The organism is Saccharothrix saharensis (assembly GCF_006716745.1).
GTDB classification, from domain to species: domain Bacteria; phylum Actinomycetota; class Actinomycetes; order Mycobacteriales; family Pseudonocardiaceae; genus Actinosynnema; species Actinosynnema saharense.
Map to the genome: position 1 here is coordinate 3280502 of NZ_VFPP01000001.1, position 21997 is coordinate 3302498.

Below are 21997 nucleotides of genomic sequence, written 5' to 3' on the forward strand. Positions count from 1 at the left end.
CCGTGTCCCGCTACTCGTGCTGCTCGAAGGAGGTGACGCGTGGTGTCCACGCTTGATGACCGTATTGCCCACCGGCTTCGGCGGGCCGACTACCGGACCTGGCGCGACAAGGTCACCGCGACCGGCGGATGCGCCCAACCGATCCGGATGACCGGCGGCTGGCAGGTCCAGGACCAGGCCACCGGGGCACTGCTGGACTGGCACGGCGGGGACGTGTTCATCCCCTGCGGCAACCGCCGCGAGTCCGTGTGCCCCTCCTGTTCCGACCGGTACGCGGCTGACGCCTACCACCTCATGCACGCCGGACTCGCCGGTGGCTCGAAGGGCGTGCCGACCTCGGTCACGGAGAAGCCGCGCGTGTTCGCCACGCTGACCGCCCCGTCGTTCGGACCGGTGCACAACCGGCGCACCACCAGCCGCGGGAAGGTCCTGCCCTGCGCGTGCGGCACCTGGCACCACCCCGACGACCCGACCATCGGAACCCCGCTCGACCCCGACACCTACGACTACGTCGGCTCGGTGCTGTGGCAGGCCAACGCCGGGGAGCTGTGGCACCGGTTCGTCACCGCCCTCAAGCGCGAGGTGATGAAGGCCGTCGGGCTGCCGGTCCGTGCGTTCACCGACCACGCCCGGCTCTCCTACGCCAAGGTCGCCGAGTACCAACGGCGCGGCCTGGTCCACTTCCACGCCGTCGTGCGCCTGGACGGCCCGGACGGTCCCGCCGACCCCGCCCCGCCGTGGGCCTCGGCCGAGCTGCTGGCAGCCGCCATCACCAGTGCAACTCGGTCCGTCGCCCTGGACCAGGCGCTACCCGACGGCACCCCGATCACGCTGCGGTGGGGCTCGCAGGTCGACGTCCGCCGCATCCGCCCGACCAGCGCCCACGAGGTCGAAGAGGACGGCGAGATCAGCGAGACGCGCCTGGCGGGCTACGTGGCCAAGTACGCCACCAAGGGCACCGGCAAGAGCGAAGCAGCCGACCGCCCGATCCGCTCCCAACTCGACATCGACCACCTGCGAGTGCATGCCCACCACCGCCGGATCATCCAGACCACGTGGGACCTCGGTGACCTGAAGCAGTACTCGAAGCTCAACCTGCGGCGCTGGGCGCACATGCTCGCCTTCCGGGGCCACTTCCTGAGCAAGTCCCGCGCCTACTCGACCACCTTCAAGGCCATCCGGGGCGAGCGCCGCGCGTTTCGCACCGCCGAAATGCTCGACCAGCTCGGCCACGACCCCGGCTCGGTGCTGCTGGTCAACGACTGGACCTACACCGGCACCGGCTACGCCGACGATGCCGAGCGCGAGCTGGCCCTGGCCATCGCCGAACGCACCCGTGAACAGCGCAGACAACGGTACGAACAGGAGGTAGCAGCATGAGCAAGCTCTGGGGGATGAAGGAGGTCGCCGACTTCCTGGGCGTCCCGGTCAACACCCTCTACCAATGGCGCACCCGCAACTACGGCCCGCCCGGCAAGCGGATCGGCAAGTACGTGCGCTTCGTCCCCGACCAGGTCAAGGCCTGGGTCGACTCGCTACCGGACGGGATCGCCTGATGCCGCGCCCACCGCTTCCGCTCGGCACGTACGGGAAGATCAGGACCTACCCCACCTCGACGGGATGGCGGGCGACGACGAAGTTCCGCGACTTCGACGGGGTGACGCGTTACGTCGAGAGGTGGGGCAAGACCAAGGCAGCTTCGACGCGTGCACTTCAGGAGGCGCTGCGGAACCGCACTCCCCCGTCCGGGGCGGAGGGCATCACCCCGGACATGAGGTTCTGGGAGGCGGCCGAGCTGTGGCTGGAGCAGTTCCAACGGGCGATCGACGCGGGCCGCCGCTCCCCCACCTCCAAGGAGACCTACGAGAACCGGTTGCGCGGCCTGGTCCTGCCTGCCATCGGCGAGTTGCGGGTGCAGGAGTTGACCGTTCCGCGGCTTGGTCAGGTGGTGGCGGCGGCGCAGGACAAGCACAGCGCGGCGACGGCCAAGACGGTGCGGACGATCCTGTCCGGCATCTGCGGCCTGGCGGTGCGGCACGGAGCGTTGGCGTCCAACCCGGTCCGGGACGTGGCACCGCTGGAGGGACGCAAGGCGCGTGCTCGGGCGCTGGTGCTGGAGGAGCTGGCCGACCTGCTGGCCAAGCTCGACTCGGACGAAGAGGCGGTCCGTCACGACCTGCCTGACCTGGCGCGCTGGTACGCGGGCACGGGTGAGCGGACCGGGGAGGGGTTGGCGGTGCACTGGCACCACCTGGACCTGAACGCCGGAACGGTGGACTGGGGTGGCAGCCTGATCCGGGTCAAGGGTCAGGGTCAGCGGATCAACCACGGCAAGACGGACGTGTCCGAGCGGGCTTTGCCGCTGTCGGCCTGGCTGGTCGACGTGCTTCGAGAGCGGCGGGCGAAGCTGGCGGAACGCTTCGGGGTCGACCAGGCGGACCTGCGAGGCCCAGTGTTCCCGAACTCGCTCGGCGGGCTCCGGGACAAGCACAACACGCTCGCGCGGTGGCGGGAGTTCCGGGACCGGGCGGGCTACCCGTGGGTGACCTTCCGGACGTTCCGGCGGTCGGTGGCGACGATCTTGGACGAGGCCGGATTGAGCGCTCGGCAGATCGCCGATCAGCTCGGACACTCCAAGGTGTCGACCACGCAGGACGTCTACATGGCGCGCAAGGTGACCAGCCGGAAGGCCGCTGACGCGCTGGAGGCGGTTAAGGGGTTCCGCTCATAAGGTGGGGGTTTGGTGTGGTGACGATCATGGAGGCCATCATCGTCACCACACTTGACCAGGTAAAACGGTGGGGCGGGTGGGGTTCGAACCCACGACCTGACGGATTATGAGTCCGCTGCTCTGACCGGCTGAGCTACCGCCCCCTGACGTGCGGTTCCGGAGGGTACAGAGGGGTGATCCCCCGCGTCTCGACAACCCGGGTGGCGTGACCAAGCTGTGCACTGGCGGACTACGGGGCTCCGAGGTCGGTGGGGCGGTAGCCCGTGGGGTAGTTCGGGTAGGTCCGGTTCTTCGCGTTGGTCAGGTGCGGTGCCCTGCGGGGCGGGAGGTGGCGTAGCGCGGTGGCGCGCAGGCGCAGGGTGGTGTGGGCGGCGGTGGTCAGCCAGCGCGGTTGGCGGGGGAAGCCGAACGCGGTCAGCATCGGACCGTCCAGCATGGCTAGGACGGCCTTGGCGGTGAGCGCGCGGGGCACCGGGTACCAGGAGCAGAACAGGTCCAGCGTGTACCGGCCGATCGCGCGGTTCGTGTCGCTGTAGGTGAAGTTCGCGTCCTCGTACTCCCGCTTGAACGCCCGGTAGGCCTCGTAGGTGGCGGGCAGGTCCTTGATGCCCATCCGGGCACCGACGGCGCGGTAGAAGTGGAACGCGCCCAGCCGCTCGTGGTCGGTCAACGGTCGCCAGCCGAACTTCGTGATCCACTCGATCGGGTCGAAGATGAACGTCGACAGCACGTACCGCATGTCGTCGTTCGAGATGTCGTACCGCCCGTGCAGCCGGTTCACCACGCGCAACGCCTCACGGCCCCGCGGCGAGTCGTAGCCGTGCTCCACCAGCTCCGCCATCAGCAGCGCCGTGTCGTCGTACCGCTTCTGCGGCCGCCGCTCGAACTCGCCCGTCTTCGCCAGCAACGCCGAGATCGACGGCACGCAGTAGGTCCGGAACAGGGCGAACTCCAGCGCCCGCACGTAGTCCCACGGGAACTCGTACCCGGACGACAGGCGCATGATCTCGGCGTGGTCCCGTTCCGGGTCCAGGGACGTGATGCGGCGCCGGATGGCGAAGCGGTCGAAGGGGGCGGATCGGTCGGCCATGCGGCCCAGCCTGCCGCAAGAAACCGGCCCCGAACGTGTGACAAACGGGTGACTCGCGGGTACCCCGGCCCCATGAGACGACAAAACCCCGAGCCGACCGGCCCGGGGCTGCCATCGCGCTCCCCCTACTGGATTCGAACCAGTAACCCTTCGATTAACAGTCGAATGCTCTGCCATTGAGCTAAGGGGGAATGTTCTGTTGTGGACCGGGCCTCCCGGCCCGACAGGACGTAACTCTAGCGCATCCTCAACAGTGCTCGCGCACACCCCCCTCCTCATGGGGTAGGAAGGGGTGTGACCAGGCACGATCTCCAGGAGAGGACCACCTCATGAAGGGCATCCTGCTCGGCGCCGCCGTCGGCTACGTCCTAGGGGCGCGCGCCGGACGCCAGCGCTACGACCAGATCGTGCGCGCCTACCGCTCGCTGGCCGACCACCCGGCGGTCCAGGGCGCGGCGGGCATCGTGCGCGCCAAGGTGGGCGAGAAGACCGGTTTCGGCCGGCACCAGCCCAGCTCCAACGGCCACCGGCGCGACCCCGTCATCCCGCGCGCCAACTGACCGTCCCGCGCCGACCGAGGCCGCCCCGCACGCCGGGGCGGCCTCGGCGCACGTCCGCGGGGCGCACGCCTACGGCACGAGCGCCACGGCGAACACCCGGCGGAACGGGAACCACGTCGTGCCGTCCGCCCGCGGCGGGTACGCCTCGCGCAGCAACGGCGCCAGCCGACCCCGGAACGCGGCCCACTCGCCGTCGTCCAACGCCGCCCGGATCGGCCGCAGCGCCGCCCCGGTGATCCACTCCAGCACGGCGTCCTCGCCCTCCAGCCGCTGGAGGTACGTCGTCTCCCACGCGTCGACCGCGCAGCCGTCGAGCACCTCGGCGTACCCCCTCGGGTCGAGCACCGGCGACGGGCGCAGCAACCCCCGCAACGCGGGCCACGACTCGGCCACCAGCGACCGCACCAGCTCGTGCGACGGCCCGGAGAAGTTGCCGGGCACCTGCACCGCCAGCCACGCGCCGGACGGCAGCGCCCGCGCCCACTCCCGCAGCAGGTCCTCGTGCCCCGGCACCCACTGCAGCACCGCGTTGGTCACGACCACGTCGGTGTCCGGCGCGGGCTCCCACGTCGTCACGTCACCGAGCCGCGCGTCGACCCCGCGCGCCCGTGCCGCCGAGACCATCTCCGGCGACGAGTCCAGCGCCTCCACCACCGCCGACGGCCACCGCCGCGCCAACGACTCCGTCAGGTTCCCCGGGCCGCAGCCCAGGTCGACCACCCGGCGCGGCGCTTCGGCGCCGATGCGGGCCACCAGCTCGTGGAACGGCCGCGACCGGTGGTCGGCGAACGCCAGGTACCGACCCGGATCCCACATGCGCGCACTCCCAGTAGCAGTACGGACGTACCGCTATCCACAGTACGCGCGTACTGCACACCGTCAACCGCGCAGCTTGGCGATCTTCGCCGCCACCGAGGCCGCGACCTCCCGGACGCGCTCGACGTCCGCCCCGGGATCGGGCCGCACCTGGAGCACCACGCCGTCCCGCCCGGCCACCTTCCGCTGCACGAACCACGCGCCGACGGTCTCGTTGTGCTCCCGGGACTTGATCGACCCGGTCACGCGCTCGTGCACGACCTCGGGCACCTTGCCGGGCGACTCCAGCGGGAACCGCTGCGGCGGCAGGTCGCGCAGCACCACGGCGGTGCCCGCGGTCCCGTCCTCGACCGCCTCGACCACCGCCAGCGCGTTCCCGCTCCACGTCGCCTTGCTGATCAGGTGCCACCCGACCCGGCGCGGCCCCGGCAACCACAGCCCGTGCGTGGTCGCCACGAGCCACTCGGCGCCGACCGCGGCCGACGCCAACACGTTCTCGTCCGCGTCCAGCACGCCGGTGAACCCCTCGGGCGCACCCGAGCCGAAAATCCTCCGGAACAGCCCCATCACAGCCCGCCCACCGCTTGTTGACCCAACGCCTTGTGGTAGTCCTCCAGCGCGATGAGGTCCCCGAACAGGGCCCGGTACTCGTCGGGCTCCTCGATCGGCGACACCCGCCGCAGCCGGGACTTGATCTCGGTGATCTGCCCGGCCACCAGGATCTGCTGCAACCGCGCCAGCACGCTCTGCACGTACCGGTACTCGTCCTCGGACTTGACCCGCAGCGGCTCCACGGCCAGCTCGGTCAGCACCGACCGCACGGCCTGCTGCCGGCACACCTGCGACACCGCGTCCAGGAACGCCGGACCGGCCAGCCCCGACGACACGCCGCCCGCGTCCCGGATCGCCTGGTGCAGCGCCAGGTAGGCGGGGTGCGTGAACGCCTCGTCGGGCAGCGAGTCGTAGTACGGGCCGGCCATCTCGGGCAGCTGCAACGCGGCCTTCAACGCCTCCCGCTGCGCCCACAGCGCCGGGTCGCGCGGGTCGGGGCGCGGCGGGCCGTCGACGTCCAGCGCGCCCTGGTTCGGGTCGACCGGAGCGGCGCGGCGGGGCCCGGCGGGCGCGCGGCCGGTCGCCGTCTCCCGCACCCGGCGCACCACCGCGGCCTCGTCGTCCCAGCCGACCCACCAGGCCAACCGGGTCGCGTAACCGTCCCGCTTGGCCCGGTCCTTGATCTGCGCCACGAACGGCACCATGACCTTCAGCGCCTCGACCCGGCCGTCGACCGAGTCCAGGTCGTAGTCCCGCAGCCGGGTCTTGATGGCGAACTCGAACAGCGGCGTGCGGCGGGCCACCAGGTCCCGCACGGCCACGTCGCCCTTCGCCTGCCGCAGCTCGCACGGGTCCATGCCGTCCGGCGCGATGGCGATGTAGGTCTGCGCGGAGAACGCCTGCTCGCCCTCGAACGCCTTGAGCGCCGCCTTCTGCCCGGCCGCGTCGCCGTCGAAGGTGAAGATCACCTCGCCGTTGAGCGAGTCGTCGATGAGCAGCCGGCGCAGCACGTTCATGTGGTCGGCGCCGAACGCCGTGCCGCAGGACGCGACCGCCGTGGGCACGCCCGCCAGGTGCATGGCCATCACGTCGGTGTAGCCCTCGACGACCACGGCCTGCCTGCGCTTGGCGATCTCCCGCTTGGCCAGGTCCAGCCCGAACAGCACCTGGGACTTCTTGTAGATCGGGCTCTCGCTGGTGTTGAGGTACTTGGCCTGGATCGGGTCGTCGTCGAAGATGCGCCGCGCGCCGAACCCGACGACCTCGCCGCCCATGTCCCGGATCGGCCACAGCAGCCTGCGGTGGAACCGGTCGATCGGCCCCTGCCTGCCCTCCTTGGTCAGCTGGGCCTTGATCAGCTCGGTCAGCTCGAACCCGCGCCCGAGGAGGTGCTTGGTGAGCCTGTCCCAGCCACCGGGCGCGAAACCGCAGCCGAACTGCCGGGCCGCGGCCTCGTCGAACCCGCGCTGCGCCAGGAATTCCCGCGCCGCCAGCGCGTCCGGCGTGGCCAGTTGCTCGGCGTAGAACTCGGCGGCGACCCGGTGCGCCTCGATGAGCCGGCTGCGGGTGCCGCGGTCACGCTGGATGGTCGCGCCGCCGCCCTCGTAGGTGAGCTGGATGCCCGCCCGGTCGGCCAACCGCTCGACCGCCTCGACGAACCCGAGGTGCTCGATCTTCATCACGAACGCGATGACGTCGCCGCCCTCGCCGCAGCCGAAGCAGTGGAACGTGCCGTGCGACGGGCGGACGTTGAACGACGGCGACTTCTCGTCGTGGAACGGGCACAGCCCCTTCAGCGCGCCGCCACCGGCCCGACGCAGCGAGACGTGGTCCCCCACGACCTCGTCGATCCGGCTCCGGTCGCGGACGAGTGCGATGTCGCTCTCCCGGATGCGTCCTGCCACGTCGAGCGAGTCTAGTGCTGGCAGACTGGCGCCCGTGACCACAGCCTCGGAGTCCCCGGCGGCCGAGCAGACCCTGGCCGCGACCTTCACCGGCCACCGCGCCCACCTGGTCGGCGTGGCCTACCGGCTCACCGGCAGCGTCGCGGACGCCGAGGACGCGGTGCAGGAGGCGTGGCTGCGGCTGTCCGGGCTGAGCGACCGGGCGCGCACCGACATCCGGGACCTGCGGGGCTGGCTGACCACCGTGGTGGGCCGGATCTGCCTGGACCGGCTGCGGTCGGCGGCGGTGCGGCGGGAGCGCTACGTCGGGCAGTGGCTGCCCGAGCCGGTGGTGACCTCGGGCGAGGACGACCCGCTGGACGCCGTGGTGCGCGACGACGGCGTGCGGATGGCGGCGCTGGTCGTGCTGGACCGCCTCACCCCCGAGCAGCGGGTGGCGTTCGTGCTGCACGACGCGTTCGACGTGCCGTTCGCGGAGATCGCGGACTCGTTGGGCTGCACGGTCACCACGGCCCGCCAGCACGCGTCACGGGGCCGGCGGGCGGTGGCGGAGGCCGACCCGCCGCCGCGGGTGGCGCTGGAGGAGCAGCGCGAGGTGCTGGAGCGGTTCCTCGCGGCCGTCGCGTCGGGCGACCTCGACGCCGTGGTCAGCCTGCTGCACCCGGACGTGGTGATGGTCGGCGACGGCGGCGGCAAGGCCAAGACCGCGGTGCACGTGGTCAGCGGCGCGGACAAGGTCGCGCGCCTCATCCTCGGCCTCATGCGCCGCTACGGCGACGTCGAGGGTCGGCCCGCGCTGGTCAACGGCGACCTCGGGCTGGTGTTCGCCGCCCAGGGCGAGCTGACGCCCCGGGTCGAGGCGATCGTGGTGCGGGACGGCAGGGTGGCCGGCGTGTACGACATGTCGAACCCGGACAAGCTCGGCCACGTGCCGTTCCCCGAGGCTCCCTGAAGCGTTACGGCATGGGCACCCGGCACGCGTCACCCGAGGTGAAGCCCTGGTCGGTGATGCCGAACGCCGAGTTGAACCGGCCGCGCTGGTTCTCCAGCGCGATGAGGTAGGTCAGCTCGACCAGGCCCTGGTGCCCCAGCCGCCGGTCGAGCTCGGCGACCTGCTCGTCGGTGACCGCGGTGGGCGTCTCGGTCATCGCGTCGGCGTAGGCCAGGGCCAGCTTCTCCAGCTCGGTGTACTTGTCCGACGCGCGGTAGTCGTGGATCTCCTTGAGCCGGTCGACGTCGAGGCCCTCGTGCTTGATCAGCATGGTGCCGAAGTCGACGCACCACGAGCAGCCGAGCTTCACCGCGGTCAGGTAGACGACCAGCTCGCGCAGCGACACGGGCAGCGTCTTGGCCGCCTTCTCCACCGCCATCTCGTGCCGCGCGCTCGCCACGAACAGCCGGCGGTGGTGCGCGGCCACGGTGAACGGCTCCGGCACCGCCCCGAAGCGCTTCCTGGCGAACCGGTAGGCGAAGCGCACCAGCGGGTTGGCCTGCTCGGTCGTGACGACCGGGATCCTGGGTGCCATGTCCCCTCCTCGTTTCGGGTCTTCACCCGGTGGACGAGGAGGGAGGCCCGGACGTGACAGCTACGGCTTGGCGACTTGCGGTTCGGCCCGCAGGAACAAGGTCAGGCGCATCGATCGCGGTCCGTGCCGCGGGTCGTGCAGTGCAGTTGGCACCTGTCCGACGAGCGTGGTTCCATGGACCTTGTTGCACATATAAGTGCACACACGATCGGTTGTAACTGGAGTGCCCCGTGAGGGAGTGATGGCAGTGTCGACGGTAGTGGCCACGGCTGATCGTGATGTCGTGTTGGCGGACGAACGCGACCAGCGGCAGGCGCAGGCGCTCATGACCCGGCTTCCTGCTCGTGGCGCGCGGTTCACCGCCATGACCGACGGCCAAAGCGAAGGCGTCCCGGTACCGGACGAGTTGTCGGCGATCATCGCCCAGGTCGTCCACGCCGTTGCGCAGGGGCACGTGGTCACCGTCAGCACGATGCCCGAGGAACTGACGACGACCGCCGCCGCCCAACTGCTGGGCACCTCGCGTCCAACCTTGATGCGCAAGATCGGTGCGGGCGAGATTCCCGCGCACAAGGTCGGTTCGCACACCCGTTTGCGGACAGCCGACGTACTGCAGGAACGGCATGCGCGCAGGCAACGCCAGTTGGCCGCATTCGAGGAACTGCGGGCGTTGGAAGACGACTGACAGTGACTCACGGCCGTCGACCCGGCCACTGAGAAAGCAGGGTTGAGCGCTAACCTGCCGCAGTGGCCCCCACGAGAGTCCTCGTCGATGCGAATGTGCTTTACTCCCGCGCATTCTCCGGGACTGGCTCGCACTGTTGCGGTTGAGGTCGTCCGGAGAACCATTCGCGGTTGACTGGACCGAGGACGTGCTCGCGGAGACGATCTACCGCCTACGTCGGAACAACCCGACGCGGAGCGGCGCGAAGATCACCGCCATACGGGATCCGATCGCGCGGACCTTCGAAGGTGGCAGGGTCGAGGACTTCTCCATCGACGACTCGTTCCCCGGTGGTGACGCTGACGACCGCCACGTGCACGCTGCGCGGTGGCCTGTGGGGCGGATTTCATCCTCACGGGTGACCAAGACTTCTTCATTGCCGATGAGGACGCGGACTCGCGGCCTTATGAGGTCTTCCGACCCGACGACTTCTTCGCGCTGGTCGATGACAGTGCACCCGCTCTGGTGGAACTCGTGACCCGCGAACGAACCACCTATTGGACCGAACGGGGCGGCCGCACCGATCTGGCGGCCCGGCTCAGTGCGGCGCGAAGTCCCCGGTTCGCCGAACGGGTGCGGATCCATCAGGGCTTGGCGACTTGGGCGAGGAAGTAGATGGCGCCTGTCTCAGCGTGCCGCACCAGGAGCAGGTACGGCCGGTCGACGCGGACCGTGCGCGCGGGTTCGGCGGGCATGAACGAGGTCAGGCGCATCATCACGGCGGTCGCCGCGGCACCCTCGAAGCCCTGCTCGTCCAGCCGCAGCACGGCTTCGTGCACCACGTCGTCCACATAGAGCCGGGGGTCGGGGCTCAGGCCGGTGAAGTCCGCGCCACGGCCGAACATCGTGCGCACGCCGACCTGCTGCAACGCGTCGGCCAGGGAGACGTTCACGGACAGGTCCAGCTTGGGCAGGAACAGCTCGACCCGGTCGTGGTCCAACGCCTCCAGCACCGCGGGCACGCCCTCGGTGCCGCCCAGGTCGCCGTCGGGCAGCAGCACGACCGCCTCGACACCGCCGCGCGCGGCCAGCGCCACGGCCTGCCACCCGTCCCGCTGGGCGTAGCGCACGTTCCCCTCACGGCGCATGGTGGCGACCTCGCCGGCACCTCGGAACGGCAGGTCGGCGGTGTCGTGCTCGGGGAACTCCTCGCTCCACGCGCACTTCAGGTACAGCGCGTTGACCAGCGTCGCGACCGTGTCGGACGTGATCGCGCCCGATGCCAGCAGCTCGGGGACCAGCCCCCGGGTCGTCTCGGCCACGTCGGCGTTGATGAGCTTGCGCGCGCCTTCCGGGTCCTGCGCGAACGGCGCCGAGCGCGCCTTCGCCCCCGGCCAGCCGGCCAGGTCGGTGAGGAAACCCTCGTTGAGCGGCAGGTCGTCCCACGCCCACAGCGTGTTGGCCACGGCGAACTCGGCGTCGTCGCCCACCACCGCGCCCTTGAGCACCTTGGCGTGGTCCGCGCCGAGCAGCGCGACCAGCTCGGCCTCGGTCTCGCCCCGCGCCGCCTGCGCCGTCATGCCCAGCGCGCTGGCCACCGAGTACGGCGACCAACAGGCGTTGCGGGTGCGGTCGGGCGCGACGGCGTCGTGCAGGGTGAGGGCGAACGTCAGGTGCGCTCGATCAGGCACTGGGTCTCCTTAACCGCTATCGGGTCGTCCGGGATCGGACGTTCGCCCGCGCCGCTCACGGGTCCGAGCGGCTGGGGGTGACGTGGCTCGCGCACGCCGGCGGCGCCGTCGTCGGGTTCGTCGTCCCACCCGTCGTACGGGAACTCGCCACCGACGTGCACCGGGTCGCGGGTCGGTCTGCGCCACGGCCAAGGACGGCCTGGCGGTCTCCTGGACTCATCGGCCATGACGTCGAGTGTGCCACCGGTCACAGGGGTTCGGGGGCGACGTTCGCCAGCGACCGCCGCCACGCCGCGGCCTGGGCGTCGGTGAGGGACGCCACCTGGTCGACCACGACGCGCAGCCGTTCGGCGTCGGTACCCGCGGCGACCCAGGCCGGGTGGAACGCGGGGTCGAGCGTGTCCGGGGCGCGCATGAGCAGCAGGTGGACCAGTTCGGCGACCAGCTCCCGCTGCCGCGCCTGCATGGCCAGCCGCGACGGGTCGCTCATCACGTACCGCACCGCGACCGCCTTGAGCAGCGCCACCTCGGCCGCGACCCGGGGCGGCACGACCAGGTCGGCCCGGTAGCGGCTCAGCGGGCCGTCACCGTGCACGTCGCGGGTAGCGCCGACGGCGGCCGAGGCGAACCGGCCGACCAGCTCGCTGGTGAGTCGCTTCAACGCCACCTGGGCGCGCAGCGAGCCGTCGTACTCGGCCAGCTCGGCGATCACCGGCAGGCCGAGCAGCTCGGTGGCGGTGGCTTCGAGCACGGACACCGGCTCGTCGGAGAAGTGCTTGGCGGCCAGGTCGGCGATGACGGCGCGCTCGGCCGGGTCGCCGAGGGCGGACAGGCTGATCCGGTGCGCGAGCACCCCGTCCTCCACGTCGTGCACGGAATAGGCGACGTCGTCGGCCCAGTCCATGACCTGCGCCTCAAGGCACCGCCGGTGGTCCGGCGCGCCCTGACGGACCCACGAGAACACGTCCAGGTCGTCGTCGTAGGCGCCGAACTTCACCATCCCGGGACGGCGGGTCCACGGGTACTTGGTCGCCGCGTCCAGGCACGCCCGGGTCAGGTTGAGGCCCCGGGCGGTCTTGGGTTCCAGCCGGGTCAGGATGCGCAGCGTCTGGGCGTTGCCCTCGAAGCCGCCGCACGGCCCGGCCAGCTCGTCGAGCGCGCGTTCGCCGTTGTGCCCGAACGGCGGGTGCCCGATGTCGTGGGCCAGGCCCGCGGTGTCGACCAGGTCGGGGTCGCAGCCCAGCTCCTCGCCGATGCCCCGGCCGATCTGGGCGACCTCCAGCGAGTGGGTGAGCCGGGTGCGCGGCACACCGGTCACCTCCGCGCCCTCGTTGGGGCCGACGACCTGGGTCTTGCCCGCGAGCCGGCGCAGCGCCGCCGAGTGCAGCACCCTGGCCCGGTCGCGGGAGAACGGCGAACGGCGCTCGGTGCGCGCTCCGGGCAGCACCGCTCCCTTGGGCGGCTCGGGCAGCAGCCGCGCGAAGTCGTGTTCGGTGTAGCCCTGGCTCATCCGCCCAGGGTAAGCGGCGGCCTACAGCAGGATGCCGTCGAACGCACCCGCCGGCGCCTTCATCAGGTGGTAGTAGAGCAGCGCGCCGGTCTCGCGGCGGATGTAGAACAGCTGGGTCTCGCGGGTCTGCACGTTCGGGCCGCTGCGGGTCGGCGACGTCCACGCCGACAGCCCCTCGTCCTCGGCCATCGTGCGCGCCCGCAGCGAGTGCCACGGGTCGCTGACGATCACCGCCGTGGTGAGGGACTTCTCCCGGGCGGCGGCGGCGAGCGCGCGGATGCTGCCCAGCGTGTCGGTGCCCTCGCCGACCTCGAGGATGCGGTCGGCGGGCACGTCGCGCTCCTCCAGCCACATCCGGCCGGCCTCGCCCTCGGTGAAGTTGTCGCCGGGCTGGCGGCCGCCGGTGGTGGCGATGTAGTTGACCACGCCCTGCTCGTAGAGCCGGCGGGCGTGCTCCAGCCGCGCTTCCAGCACGTCCGACGGCACGCCGTTGAACTGGGCCGCGCCCAGGACCACGGCCATGTCGGCGTGGGTGCGGTCGTCCTCGCGGGCCACCTGCCACACGCGGAACGCCGTGCCGCCGACGACCAGCAGCCCGATCACCAGGCCGCCCAGGACGACGCGCGTGGCAAGCCTGCGGAGCCTCGGCAGGAACGTCACGTCGCGGATGATCCCATATCGGCCCCGACGTCACCGCTGCCAGGATCACCTCATGCCAGCAGACCAGCCGACCATCGTGGCGACCTCGGGCGGTTTCCGCGCCGGGCGCCGGACCAACCTCGAGTTCCACGGCCTCGTGCGCCACGCCGTGGACCTGTCCGGCGTGCACGGCCGCACGCCGAAGCTGTGCCACATCGGCACGGCCGCGGGCGACCAGCGGTGGTTCAACGCGGACATCTCCGAAGCCGGGCAGCTCGCGGGCTGGGAGGTGTCGCACCTGAACCTGTTCACCATGCCGCCGACGACCGACGTGCCGGGCTTCCTGCGCGAGCACGACGTGGTGTGGGTCGGCGGCGGGTCGGTGGCGAACCTGCTGGCCGTGTGGGCGGTGCACGACCTCGGGCCGGCGCTGCGGGGTGCGTGGCAGGACGGCGTCGTGCTCGGCGGCGTGTCCGCCGGGTCGATCTGCTGGTTCGCGGGCGGCGCGACCGACTCGTTCGGGCCGGAGCTGCGGGTGATCACCAACGGGCTGGGCTTCCTGCCGTACGGCAACGGCGTGCACTACGACAGCGAGGCGGCGCGGCGGCCGACGATCCACGCGGCGGTGGCGTCGGGCGTGCTGCCGGTGACGCACTGCACCGACGACGGCGCCGGGCTCGTCTACCACGGCACCGAGCTCGTGGAGGCCGTGTCCGAACGGCCCCGCGGCGGTGCGTACGTCGTGCGACGTGACGAATCTTCAGCAACCGCACAGGAGGAACCGCTCGACGTCAGGCGGTTGTGAGACGGACCGTGGAGGGGTGGGAAGACGCTGGTGGGTGGTCGCGGTCGCGGTGGTCGCGGCCGTGATCGCGCTGGTGCACCCGCGCACCGCGGAGTGCACGGCGCACGCGTCGCTGGTCGCGCCCGACAGCACCGCGAGCACCTCGGCGGACGCCCCGCGTCCGGCCGCGCCACGCTCCGCCGAGGCACCTGCCCCGGACCTCTCGGCGGCGGTGGCGCGGGCGGTCGGGGCCGCGGGCGACGTCGACCTGGGGCTCGCCGTGGTGGACCTGGAGACCGGTGCGACGGCGGGCGCCGACGCCGACACCCCGTTCCGCTCGGCGTCGCTGAGCAAGCTCCTGGTGGCCGTCGACGTGCTGGCGTCCGGCGAGGTCCCGGCGGCCGACCTCGACCGACTGGCCCGCGCGCTGAGCCTGAGCGACGACGACGCCATGAACGCGCTGTGGACCGTGCACGACGGCATGGGCGCGATCGGCCGCGTGGCCACCCAGGCAGGCCTGACCGCGACCCACGCGCCCGCGGACGCCTCCCAGTGGGGTGACGTCGAGATGTCGGCCGCCGACGTCGCCCGGCTCTACCGCTACATCGCGACCGGCCTCCCGACCGCCGACCGGACGTTCATCGTCGACGCCCTGTCCTCCGCCACCCCGACCGCCGCGGACGGCTTCGACCAGGCGTACGGCCTGCTCGCCCCCGGCACCGACGCCTACGCCAAGCAGGGCTGGATGTGGTACCTGCCGGCCGACCTCCACCTGCACACGTCCGGCGTCCTCGCCGACCGCTACGCCGTGGCCGTCCTGTCCGTCCAGACGGGCGTGGACGAGCAGACCGCGAAGGACCGCCTGACCGCCGTCACCGGCGAGCTGGTCGCGGCGCTCATCCCGGCCGGTTGAAGCTTTGACCTCGACCCTCCTGCGCTTTCCCGCCAAAAGCTTCAATTAGCAGTTGAAAGTTACGCTTGAAGGTGTGAATGCCGAGGAAATGACGGAGCACATCAAGTCCTTCGCCGGTACCCGCGTGATGGAGGCCTACGGCGACACGTTCTTCCTCTACGACCCCGACGGCGACCTCCCGCCCGAGCGCCAGATGCCGTTCGCGACGATCGTGACCAGCGACAACTACGAGCAGGTGTCCGACTTGAACCAGCCGGGCGCCTACCGGCTCAACATCGGGCTGACCAAGGCGACGTACACCGGGTTGTTCGGGCCCGTGCCGACCGAACGCGACGAACAAGGCGTGCTGAGGACCGGCTTCGACCACGCGGAACGGGATCGGTTGATGCCGCACCCCGTCTACGCCTCCCAGTACTGGGTTTGCGTGGTGTCGCCGGGTGAGGCGACGGCGGACGCCGTCGGGCCGCTGCTCGTCGAGGCGCACGAGTTCGCGGCGCGCAAGCACGCCAACCACGCCCGGCGGTCGCAGGCGTGAGGCGGGTCGCCCGGCGCGGGGGGGCGGTCCCGCGCCGGGCGTGGCGCTCAGTCGGACGCCGGGTGGATCAGCTCGACGCCGCCGCGGCCCGCGGCCCAGTGGTCGATCGCCTGGCCGCACGCCTGGTCGAGGTGGCGGACGCCGGTCAGGTCGACCCGGACGTGCCTGCTGTCCGGCACGGCCTCCAGGGTCTCCAGCAGGCCCGGCAGCTTGAGGAACGTCGCGTTGCCGCGCACGGCCACGTGGTGGTGGTCCTCGCCGTGCGCGGTCACCGTGACGGTCAGGCGGGACATGTCCCAGGCCGTCTTGACCACCGCGGCCAGCAGGCCGGCGAGGGTTCCGGTGAGCAGGTCGGTCAGCACGATCAGGCCGGCGGTCAGGACCAGGATGGCCGCTTCCGCCCGGTCCGCGCGGGCCAGCGCGAGGACCTGCCTGGGCGCCAGCAGCTTCCAGCCCGCCTGCACCAGCAGCGCGGCCAGGACCGGCAGCGGGACGTACGACAGCACGCCCGGCAGCAGCACCACGAACACCAGCAGCCACCAGCCGTGCAGCACGCGGGACAGCCGGGTGCGGGCCCCCGCGTCCACGTTGGCCGCGCTGCGCACGATCACGGCGGTCATCGGCAGCGCGCCGAGCACGCCGCACACCGCGTTGCCGACGCCCTGCGCCACGAGTTCCCGGTTGTACCGGGTTCGCGGCCCGCTGTGCATCCGGTCCACGGCGGCCGCGCAGAACAACGTCTCCGCCGACGCCACGAGGGCGAACGTCAGCATCGCGCCGAGCAGGCCCACGTCCAGCAGGGAGAGGTCGACCAGCGCCACCACGTCGGTCAGCGGGCCGACCTCGATGCGCGGGACCGGCAGCAGCACGCCCACCGCCGAGGCGACCACGACGGCCACCAGCATCCCCGGCACGGCGCGCCACGGCGTGCGCTTCCACAGCGAGGCCACGACCAGCGTCAGCACGGCGACGGCCACGCCGCTCAGGCCGACGGCGGTGGTCGTCGCGGCCCGGACCAGGTCGGCCAGACCCGTGAACTTCCCGCCGGTCGTGACGGGCTGGTCCTGGCCGGCGAACGGGTAGAGCTGGCCCAGCACGAGCACCAGGCCGATGCCCGCGAGCATGCCCTGGACCACGGCGGGCGAGATGGCGCGGAACCAGCGGCCCAGGCGCAGCAGGCCCATGGTCACCTGGAGCAGGCCGGCACCGAGCACGATGAGGCCGAGCGCGGGCAGGCCGTGCCTCGCTACGGTGTCGGCGACCAGTACGGTCAGGCCCGCCGCCGGGCCGCTGACCTGCATGGTGCTGCCGGGCAGCAGGCCGACCACAAGGCCGCCCACCACCCCGGTGATGATGCCCAGCTCGGCCGGGACGCCGGAGGCGACGGCGATGCCCACGCACAGCGGGAGCGCCACCAGGAACACCACCAGTGACGCGCCGACGTCGGGCCAGAGGGTCGCCCGCAGCCGGGCCGCGGCGGGTCGTCCGGTCATGGTGCTCACCGGTCGTTCCCCGCCGATCCGCTCACCGCGCGTGATGTCGCGCGACTGGTGGACGGGGTCGGTGATCGGTCGTTCGCGCACCCGCGTCCCATTTCCTGGGACAGGCGGGGCGGATATGCACGGGCGTCGTGCGCCCGTGGGTGGATTTCCATCGGATTTCCCCACTCGTCGGTGGTCGGACTGTGCGATCGACTGGCGGTGGGGCGCCGATCAGTTCCGGAACACCTGGAGAGCCGATGGGGTGGACCACGCCCGGAGGTGTTCCCGTCGTCCTCGGCCGACCGGTGGGTCCGTGCCCGTGGACGCGTCGACGCGCCGGAGGACGGGGACGACGCGGGAGTGGTTCACCGCTGGTCGGGCCGGCGACGAGCGCGTGGTCCAAGATCGCGACTCGGCGCCGGTGCGGTACTCGCGGGCCGGCTCTTCCTCCGAACTCGTGACGGAGTGCCCGACCGGGGCGGCGCGCACGACGCCGACCGGGCCGGACGGCGACGGCACGAGCACGGCGACGAGCGCCAAGGCGACCGCGACGACGACAACACGCGCCATGACACCCCCCGAGGAACCGTGACTGCAATCCAGTGTCACAAATCCGGGTGACGTGGGGGTTAATGTAGAAGCCGTTTTCACGCAGTCGGTTCGATATTCACCCGATGGTTCGTGACGCAGATCATTAAACCGAAATATGATTACTCAACGTGATTGCTACCGTAGGGCGGCCAGGGTGAACGCCAGGGCCGCGGCGAGCGACAGCAGCGCCCGGACGTGGTTCGCGGGCACCCACTCGCGCAGGTAGCGGGCCCAGTACTCGGTCGTGCCGAACCGCTCCAGCTCGTTGTTGCGCGGGATGTGGAACGCGCCGGTGAGCACGATCCCGCCCAGGCCGTAGAGCGCCGCGCCGGCCCACGCCCACGGGCCACCCCCGAACGCCGCCACCACGCCGACGACCGCCGTGCCGACGAAGAGGGCGATGAACGCGGGGTTCACCACGGCCAGGTTGATCGCCCGCATGGCGGCCACGCCGACCTCGGGCTCGGCCCGCCGCAGACCGGGCATGACCATCGCGGAGAACGCGAAGAAGACTCCAGCCATCATCCCGCAGCCGAGGGCCGCGATGATCGTCACCGTGGGGAACATGCGCCCAGTCAAGTCGAGGGGTCCTGGACTTCCCATGGCTCAACGCCTCGATCGCATACGCGAGCGTCTACCTGCCTGCCTCGGACAACGCGGCGAGCCGTGCCGCGGCCTGCTCGGAGTGCGGGTCGACCCGATTCATCATCGTGCGCAGGACGCCCACCGCGTCGTCGAGGCGGCCGAGGCCCAACAAGACGTCCACGAGCATGTCCTCGACGTCCCACATCGCGTGCTCGTGGTCGAGTTTCAACCGGCGGGCCAGGAAGGCGGCGGCCTCGTCCACGCGTCCGACCTCCACCAACAGGTCGGCCAGCAGCAGGGCGGTGGTGTTGCCGTGCAGCAGGTTGGCGTACTCGGCGTCGAAGTCCATCCGCCGGAGAGCCCGGTCGTCGCGCTCCAGCCGCGCCCGCATGAGGGCGACCGCCTCCTCGACGTCACCCCGTGCGGCGAGGTCCGCGGCCAGCAGGCGGGTCGCGTGCGCGCCCACGCAGATGTCGTCCGCGTCGGCGCGTTCCCGCAACTCCGCCCACTCCCCGGCCTCGGCCAGTAACGCCGCCAAGCGCCATGCCACGTTCTCCTGAGTCGGGTGCGGCCGATCCGCGCCGTCCCGCAACACCGCGAGCGCCTCAGCCTCCCGCCCCGTCCGGGCCAGGAGGTCGGCCAGCTTGACGCGGCCGTCGTGGAAGACCACCACCTCGTCGTCCAGGTGGGAGCGCAGGAAGTCGACGACGTGGTCGAGCGGCTCGTCCGCCGAGTGTGTCGACAGCCACCCGGCCGCGACCACGGCGAGCAGGTCTTCCCCGTAGGTGAGGACCCGGATCTCGGCCAGCCGGCCGTGGTGCGCGAGCAACCCGACCAGTTCCTCCGCCGCCTCCTCGGCGCCGAGGCCGTGCCACAGCCCGGCACGCAGGACCGGGATCGCCTCGTCCACCCGTCCGGCCGCCACCAGCGCCCTGGCCAGGGCCATTCCCGCTTCGTGACCACGCGTGCCCGGCAGTTCGGCCGCCATCTCGCGCAACTCGTCCAGCCGGCCTTCGGCCGCCAGCAGGTCGGCCAGCGGTTTCGCCGTGGGGTCGCTCAAGTAGAACTGCGGCACGGTGTCCCGCAGGAGGGTGATCGCCTCCGCCACGTCGCCCCGGCGTGCCATCGCCTCGGCCAGGCTCACCACCGCGTATTCGGACATGTAGTCGTCCTGCTCCACGAGGGTCGTCAGGTGTTCGACCCGCACCGGCTCCTCCAGGTGGTCCTGGAGCAGCGCGTGCCGGAATTGCAGGGCCGTCCCCGCCTGTCGGAGCACTTGGAGGTTCCGCGCCTCGTTCAGGAACCGTCGCGGACGCCACGGCCCGATCCCCAGCATGGCGTTGGCGACGACCACGCACCGGTACCAGGCCAGCGAGCGCAGACCGGCCCAGTAGGCGGCGTTCAGCCCGCAGCACACAGCCGCCACGGCCGCCGCGCGGATGATCGCCGACGGTGTCGACGTCCACGCCACCGCGACGGCCACCAGCGTCCCACCCAGAGCACCGTGCCGAGCGGCGGCGGCGAGCGACCGGCGCCAGGCCGCCGACATCGTCGCCCACGGCGTGAAGCTGGACCGCCACGCCCGCGTCGGCACCGGCATCACGGCCGCGATCACCGCGTAGGCGGCGGCGGAGACGAAGACGGCGCGATTCTGCACCGCCGCACCGGCCACGACGCAGAACGCCGCGCCGAACACACCGCAGACCACTCGCCGATCGCCGTCGACGAACCGGTCCCGCAAGACCGTGACGACCTTGCTGCCGGACTGCACCCACAGCGGGATCCGTGCCAACACTTCATAGGAGACAACCGTGACGGTCAACATCACGCCGAGCGCGCCGACCTCTCGATCCGAGGTCAGGAACTGCTCGATCAGCACCGCCACGCCGGAACCGACGAGGTAGGTGCCACCGGCTGCCAGGAGGCTCGCCAGGTGCGATCGCAGGCTGAAGATGACGAACATGATGCAGATCGCCACCACCCCGAAGACGATCTGCATGCCGAGGGTGAGCCGGTCCTCCGCCGATGCCGGACCGAAGGGGGCGAAGAATCCCCAGAGGGCGACGACCACCACCGCCACCGGCAGGATCACGAGCGTCGCACCGGCCATCCACCGTCGCGGCGACGGGCTGGGTGCGGTGTGCTTCGGTGAGACGTTCCACCAGTGCCAGTCGCGCGTGCCGGCCTGGTGCAGTTGGAACGCCAGGTAGCGCAACCACTTCACGGCCTTGCGGGGCCGTGGCGGAGCCGGCCGGACCGCGGTGGGGTCCGGCTCGGCCGGTGGGTAGGCGTCGGCCAGGAAGGCGTCGAAGAGGGTCCGCGCCACGGCGGCGCGGTCGGCGAGCCTGAGCAGCGCCGCGGGATCGGTGGTGGCGGACCGGTAGGCCGACCGGGCGATCGACACCATCAGCGGTGTGGACAGGACCTCGGCCAGCACACCACCGGGCTCGGCCTCGAGGTGCCTCAACACCGGCTCCCACCTCTGCGGCACGGGCGTGCCCGTGGCCAGGAACGACCCGACCCGGGACCCGTCCACCGGTGCCAGCTCCACCACCGCCGCCCGGCCGAGCACGATCCCGCTGGAGGTGACGGCCCGCTCGTACTCCTCGCTGCGACAGGTCAGCACCAAAGGCCGCTTGGCGACGGTCCACCGCTCCAGCTTGCGCAACGCCTGTTCGTGCCAGACCGCGGGCACCTCGTCCAGGCCGTCCAGCACGGGCAGCACCAGCCCGTCCCGCACCAGGCGGCGGACGGTCTCCGCGTCGACCGCGTGGTCCTCGGCCGTCCGCCGCACCAGGAAGTCCTCGACCTCTTCGACGGCGGGGTTCCACGACGAGACGGCGAGCAGCACCGGAACCGGCTCGCCGGCCGCGTGCCGGTCGACCAGGCCGAGCGTCAGCAGGACCGCCAACGCGCTCTTCCCCGCGCCCGGCGCGCCCAGCACCACGAGCTGCCGGTGCGGCAGGGCCGGCAGCGCGTCCGCGACCTGCCCGACACCGCCCGTCAACGGGGCGTCGTGCCACCCGGGACCGTCCGGGTCGTCCAACACGGTCCGCCGATCGGCCGCGACCGGCCGTTCGGTGGACGACCAGCGCACGTCCAGGGGCGCGGGCTGGAGCAGCTTGCGCTTGGCCGCCTCACCCGTCCACGCCTCCCGCACCCCGTCCAGGACGGTCCGGAGCACGTCCCCCGGCTCCGGCGACGCCGAGGCCGCGCGCCGCCGCTCGACCGACGACTGCACGACGACGCCCAGCACGACCAGCAGTCCGACCGCCGACCAGGCGACGGCCGGCCACCACGGCCGGTCGACCGCCTCGACGGTGTCGGTCGCGATGTTGACGGCGACGGCCAGTGCCGCGGACACCACGGCCGCCGCAGCGGCCCACCAAGCCAGTCTGCCGGGTAATCGCACGACGCCATCCTGC

Annotated in this window: 21 protein-coding genes and 2 tRNA genes; 9 read left to right on the top strand and 14 right to left on the bottom strand. The window is 71.8% G+C overall.

The window, feature by feature from the left end:
• The first annotated feature begins 39 nt into the window (after positions 1 to 39).
• From FHX81_RS13760 to FHX81_RS13770, 3 genes are read left to right on the top strand one after another with little or no spacing between them, the layout of a single operon-like run.
• Complete coding sequence (locus tag FHX81_RS13760; RefSeq protein ID WP_141978479.1) at positions 40 to 1380, top strand: replication initiator; 1341 nt, start codon at positions 40 to 42, stop codon at positions 1378 to 1380.
• Positions 1377 to 1556 (top strand): helix-turn-helix transcriptional regulator, encoded by a 180-nt coding sequence (locus FHX81_RS13765; protein WP_141978481.1) that lies wholly within the window; start codon positions 1377 to 1379, stop codon positions 1554 to 1556. The genes FHX81_RS13760 and FHX81_RS13765 overlap by 4 nt, the downstream gene beginning before the upstream one ends.
• Positions 1556 to 2731: a site-specific integrase gene (locus FHX81_RS13770; RefSeq protein ID WP_141978483.1), complete on the top strand. Its 1176-nt coding sequence runs from the start codon at positions 1556 to 1558 to the stop codon at positions 2729 to 2731. The genes FHX81_RS13765 and FHX81_RS13770 overlap by 1 nt, the downstream gene beginning before the upstream one ends.
• A gap of 68 nt (positions 2732 to 2799) precedes the next feature.
• Here the strand turns inward: FHX81_RS13770 and FHX81_RS13775 are convergent.
• From FHX81_RS13775 to FHX81_RS13785, 3 genes are all read right to left on the bottom strand, one after another.
• Positions 2800 to 2874: transfer RNA gene (locus FHX81_RS13775), tRNA-Ile, on the bottom strand.
• Positions 2875 to 2960: 86 nt separating this feature from the next.
• The gene (locus FHX81_RS13780) at positions 2961 to 3821 is read right to left on the bottom strand and encodes an oxygenase MpaB family protein (protein WP_141978485.1); all 861 of its coding nucleotides are present in this window, start codon (positions 3819 to 3821) and stop codon (positions 2961 to 2963) included.
• Positions 3822 to 3940: 119 nt separating this feature from the next.
• Positions 3941 to 4012, bottom strand: a tRNA-Asn gene (locus tag FHX81_RS13785).
• A gap of 138 nt (positions 4013 to 4150) precedes the next feature.
• Between FHX81_RS13785 and FHX81_RS13790 the strand changes: the two genes are divergently transcribed.
• Positions 4151 to 4381 (top strand): hypothetical protein, encoded by a 231-nt coding sequence (locus FHX81_RS13790; protein ID WP_141978487.1) that lies wholly within the window; start codon positions 4151 to 4153, stop codon positions 4379 to 4381.
• Between the two features lie 69 nt (positions 4382 to 4450).
• Here the strand turns inward: FHX81_RS13790 and FHX81_RS13795 are convergent, their stop codons facing one another.
• From FHX81_RS13795 to dnaG, 3 genes are all read right to left on the bottom strand, one after another.
• Positions 4451 to 5197, bottom strand: a complete 747-nt coding sequence (locus FHX81_RS13795; RefSeq protein ID WP_141978489.1) for a trans-aconitate 2-methyltransferase — start codon at positions 5195 to 5197, stop codon at positions 4451 to 4453.
• A 63-nt stretch (positions 5198 to 5260) separates the two neighbouring features.
• On the bottom strand, positions 5261 to 5764 hold the full coding sequence (locus tag FHX81_RS13800) for a hypothetical protein (protein WP_141978491.1): 504 nt from the start codon (positions 5762 to 5764) through the stop codon (positions 5261 to 5263).
• Positions 5764 to 7653 carry a DNA primase gene (gene dnaG, locus FHX81_RS13805; protein ID WP_141978493.1) on the bottom strand — a complete coding sequence of 630 codons (1890 nt, stop codon included), beginning with the start codon at positions 7651 to 7653 and terminating at the stop codon, positions 5764 to 5766. Before dnaG ends, FHX81_RS13800 begins: the two co-directional genes overlap by 1 nt.
• Before the next feature lie 34 nt (positions 7654 to 7687).
• Between dnaG and FHX81_RS13810 the strand changes: the two genes are divergently transcribed.
• Complete coding sequence (locus FHX81_RS13810; protein ID WP_281291733.1) at positions 7688 to 8605, top strand: sigma-70 family RNA polymerase sigma factor; 918 nt, start codon at positions 7688 to 7690, stop codon at positions 8603 to 8605.
• A gap of 4 nt (positions 8606 to 8609) precedes the next feature.
• On the opposite strand, the gene FHX81_RS13815 is transcribed toward FHX81_RS13810, so the two are convergent.
• Positions 8610 to 9179 (bottom strand): carboxymuconolactone decarboxylase family protein, encoded by a 570-nt coding sequence (locus tag FHX81_RS13815; protein WP_141978495.1) that lies wholly within the window; start codon positions 9177 to 9179, stop codon positions 8610 to 8612.
• A 247-nt stretch (positions 9180 to 9426) separates the two neighbouring features.
• On the opposite strand from FHX81_RS13815, the gene FHX81_RS13820 reads away from it, so the two are divergent.
• Complete coding sequence (locus FHX81_RS13820) at positions 9427 to 9864, top strand: helix-turn-helix domain-containing protein (protein ID WP_425473818.1); 438 nt, start codon at positions 9427 to 9429, stop codon at positions 9862 to 9864.
• Positions 9865 to 10487: 623 nt separating this feature from the next.
• Here FHX81_RS13820 and FHX81_RS13830 read toward each other — a convergent pair.
• From FHX81_RS13830 to FHX81_RS13840, 4 genes are read right to left on the bottom strand one after another with little or no spacing between them, the layout of a single operon-like run.
• A complete protein-coding gene (locus FHX81_RS13830; RefSeq protein WP_141978498.1) occupies positions 10488 to 11534 on the bottom strand; it encodes a serpin family protein in 1047 nt (348 codons plus the stop codon).
• Positions 11513 to 11761 carry a hypothetical protein gene (locus FHX81_RS40510; protein WP_170232044.1) on the bottom strand — a complete coding sequence of 83 codons (249 nt, stop codon included), beginning with the start codon at positions 11759 to 11761 and terminating at the stop codon, positions 11513 to 11515. Before FHX81_RS40510 ends, FHX81_RS13830 begins: the two co-directional genes overlap by 22 nt.
• Positions 11762 to 11781: 20 nt before the next feature.
• Positions 11782 to 13044 (bottom strand): deoxyguanosinetriphosphate triphosphohydrolase, encoded by a 1263-nt coding sequence (locus FHX81_RS13835; protein ID WP_141978500.1) that lies wholly within the window; start codon positions 13042 to 13044, stop codon positions 11782 to 11784.
• 21 nt (positions 13045 to 13065) lie between these two features.
• Positions 13066 to 13704 (bottom strand): YdcF family protein, encoded by a 639-nt coding sequence (locus FHX81_RS13840; RefSeq protein WP_141978502.1) that lies wholly within the window; start codon positions 13702 to 13704, stop codon positions 13066 to 13068.
• Positions 13705 to 13756: 52 nt separating this feature from the next.
• Between FHX81_RS13840 and FHX81_RS13845 the strand changes: the two genes are divergently transcribed.
• From FHX81_RS13845 to FHX81_RS13855, 3 genes are all read left to right on the top strand, one after another.
• Positions 13757 to 14488, top strand: coding sequence for a Type 1 glutamine amidotransferase-like domain-containing protein (locus FHX81_RS13845; protein WP_141978504.1), 732 nt, complete (start codon positions 13757 to 13759; stop codon positions 14486 to 14488).
• A gap of 16 nt (positions 14489 to 14504) precedes the next feature.
• Entirely contained in the window at positions 14505 to 15380 is an 876-nt protein-coding gene (locus FHX81_RS13850) for a serine hydrolase (RefSeq protein ID WP_141978506.1), read from the top strand.
• A 73-nt stretch (positions 15381 to 15453) separates the two neighbouring features.
• Positions 15454 to 15915: a DUF6194 family protein gene (locus FHX81_RS13855; protein ID WP_141978508.1), complete on the top strand. Its 462-nt coding sequence runs from the start codon at positions 15454 to 15456 to the stop codon at positions 15913 to 15915.
• Positions 15916 to 15962: 47 nt separating this feature from the next.
• Here FHX81_RS13855 and FHX81_RS13860 read toward each other — a convergent pair whose 3' ends face one another.
• The 3 genes from FHX81_RS13860 to FHX81_RS13870 all read right to left on the bottom strand — a co-directional run bounded on the left by FHX81_RS13860 (position 15963) and on the right by FHX81_RS13870 (position 21984).
• Positions 15963 to 17498: a SulP family inorganic anion transporter gene (locus tag FHX81_RS13860; RefSeq protein WP_246107805.1), complete on the bottom strand. Its 1536-nt coding sequence runs from the start codon at positions 17496 to 17498 to the stop codon at positions 15963 to 15965.
• Between the two features lie 624 nt (positions 17499 to 18122).
• Positions 18123 to 18554, bottom strand: a complete 432-nt coding sequence (locus FHX81_RS13865) for an anthrone oxygenase family protein (RefSeq protein WP_141978509.1) — start codon at positions 18552 to 18554, stop codon at positions 18123 to 18125.
• A gap of 67 nt (positions 18555 to 18621) precedes the next feature.
• A complete protein-coding gene (locus tag FHX81_RS13870; protein ID WP_141978511.1) occupies positions 18622 to 21984 on the bottom strand; it encodes an NACHT domain-containing protein in 3363 nt (1120 codons plus the stop codon).
• Positions 21985 to 21997: the final 13 nt, after the last annotated feature.

Excerpts from the sequence above, each read along its gene's own strand:
- FHX81_RS13800 (WP_141978491.1), bottom strand. The coding sequence starts at position 5,764 with ATGGGGCTGTTCCGGAGGATTTTCGGCTCGGGTGCGCCCGAGGGGTTC.
- FHX81_RS13845 (WP_141978504.1), top strand. The coding sequence starts at position 13,757 with ATGCCAGCAGACCAGCCGACCATCGTGGCGACCTCGGGCGGTTTCCGC.
- FHX81_RS13790 (WP_141978487.1), top strand. The coding sequence starts at position 4,151 with ATGAAGGGCATCCTGCTCGGCGCCGCCGTCGGCTACGTCCTAGGGGCG.
- FHX81_RS13835 (WP_141978500.1), bottom strand. The coding sequence starts at position 13,044 with ATGAGCCAGGGCTACACCGAACACGACTTCGCGCGGCTGCTGCCCGAG.
- FHX81_RS13815 (WP_141978495.1), bottom strand. The coding sequence starts at position 9,179 with ATGGCACCCAGGATCCCGGTCGTCACGACCGAGCAGGCCAACCCGCTG.
- FHX81_RS13865 (WP_141978509.1), bottom strand. The coding sequence starts at position 18,554 with ATGTTCCCCACGGTGACGATCATCGCGGCCCTCGGCTGCGGGATGATG.
- FHX81_RS13770 (WP_141978483.1), top strand. The coding sequence starts at position 1,556 with ATGCCGCGCCCACCGCTTCCGCTCGGCACGTACGGGAAGATCAGGACC.
- FHX81_RS40510 (WP_170232044.1), bottom strand. The coding sequence starts at position 11,761 with ATGGCCGATGAGTCCAGGAGACCGCCAGGCCGTCCTTGGCCGTGGCGC.
- FHX81_RS13780 (WP_141978485.1), bottom strand. The coding sequence starts at position 3,821 with ATGGCCGACCGATCCGCCCCCTTCGACCGCTTCGCCATCCGGCGCCGC.
- FHX81_RS13765 (WP_141978481.1), top strand. The coding sequence starts at position 1,377 with ATGAGCAAGCTCTGGGGGATGAAGGAGGTCGCCGACTTCCTGGGCGTC.
- FHX81_RS13795 (WP_141978489.1), bottom strand. The coding sequence starts at position 5,197 with ATGTGGGATCCGGGTCGGTACCTGGCGTTCGCCGACCACCGGTCGCGG.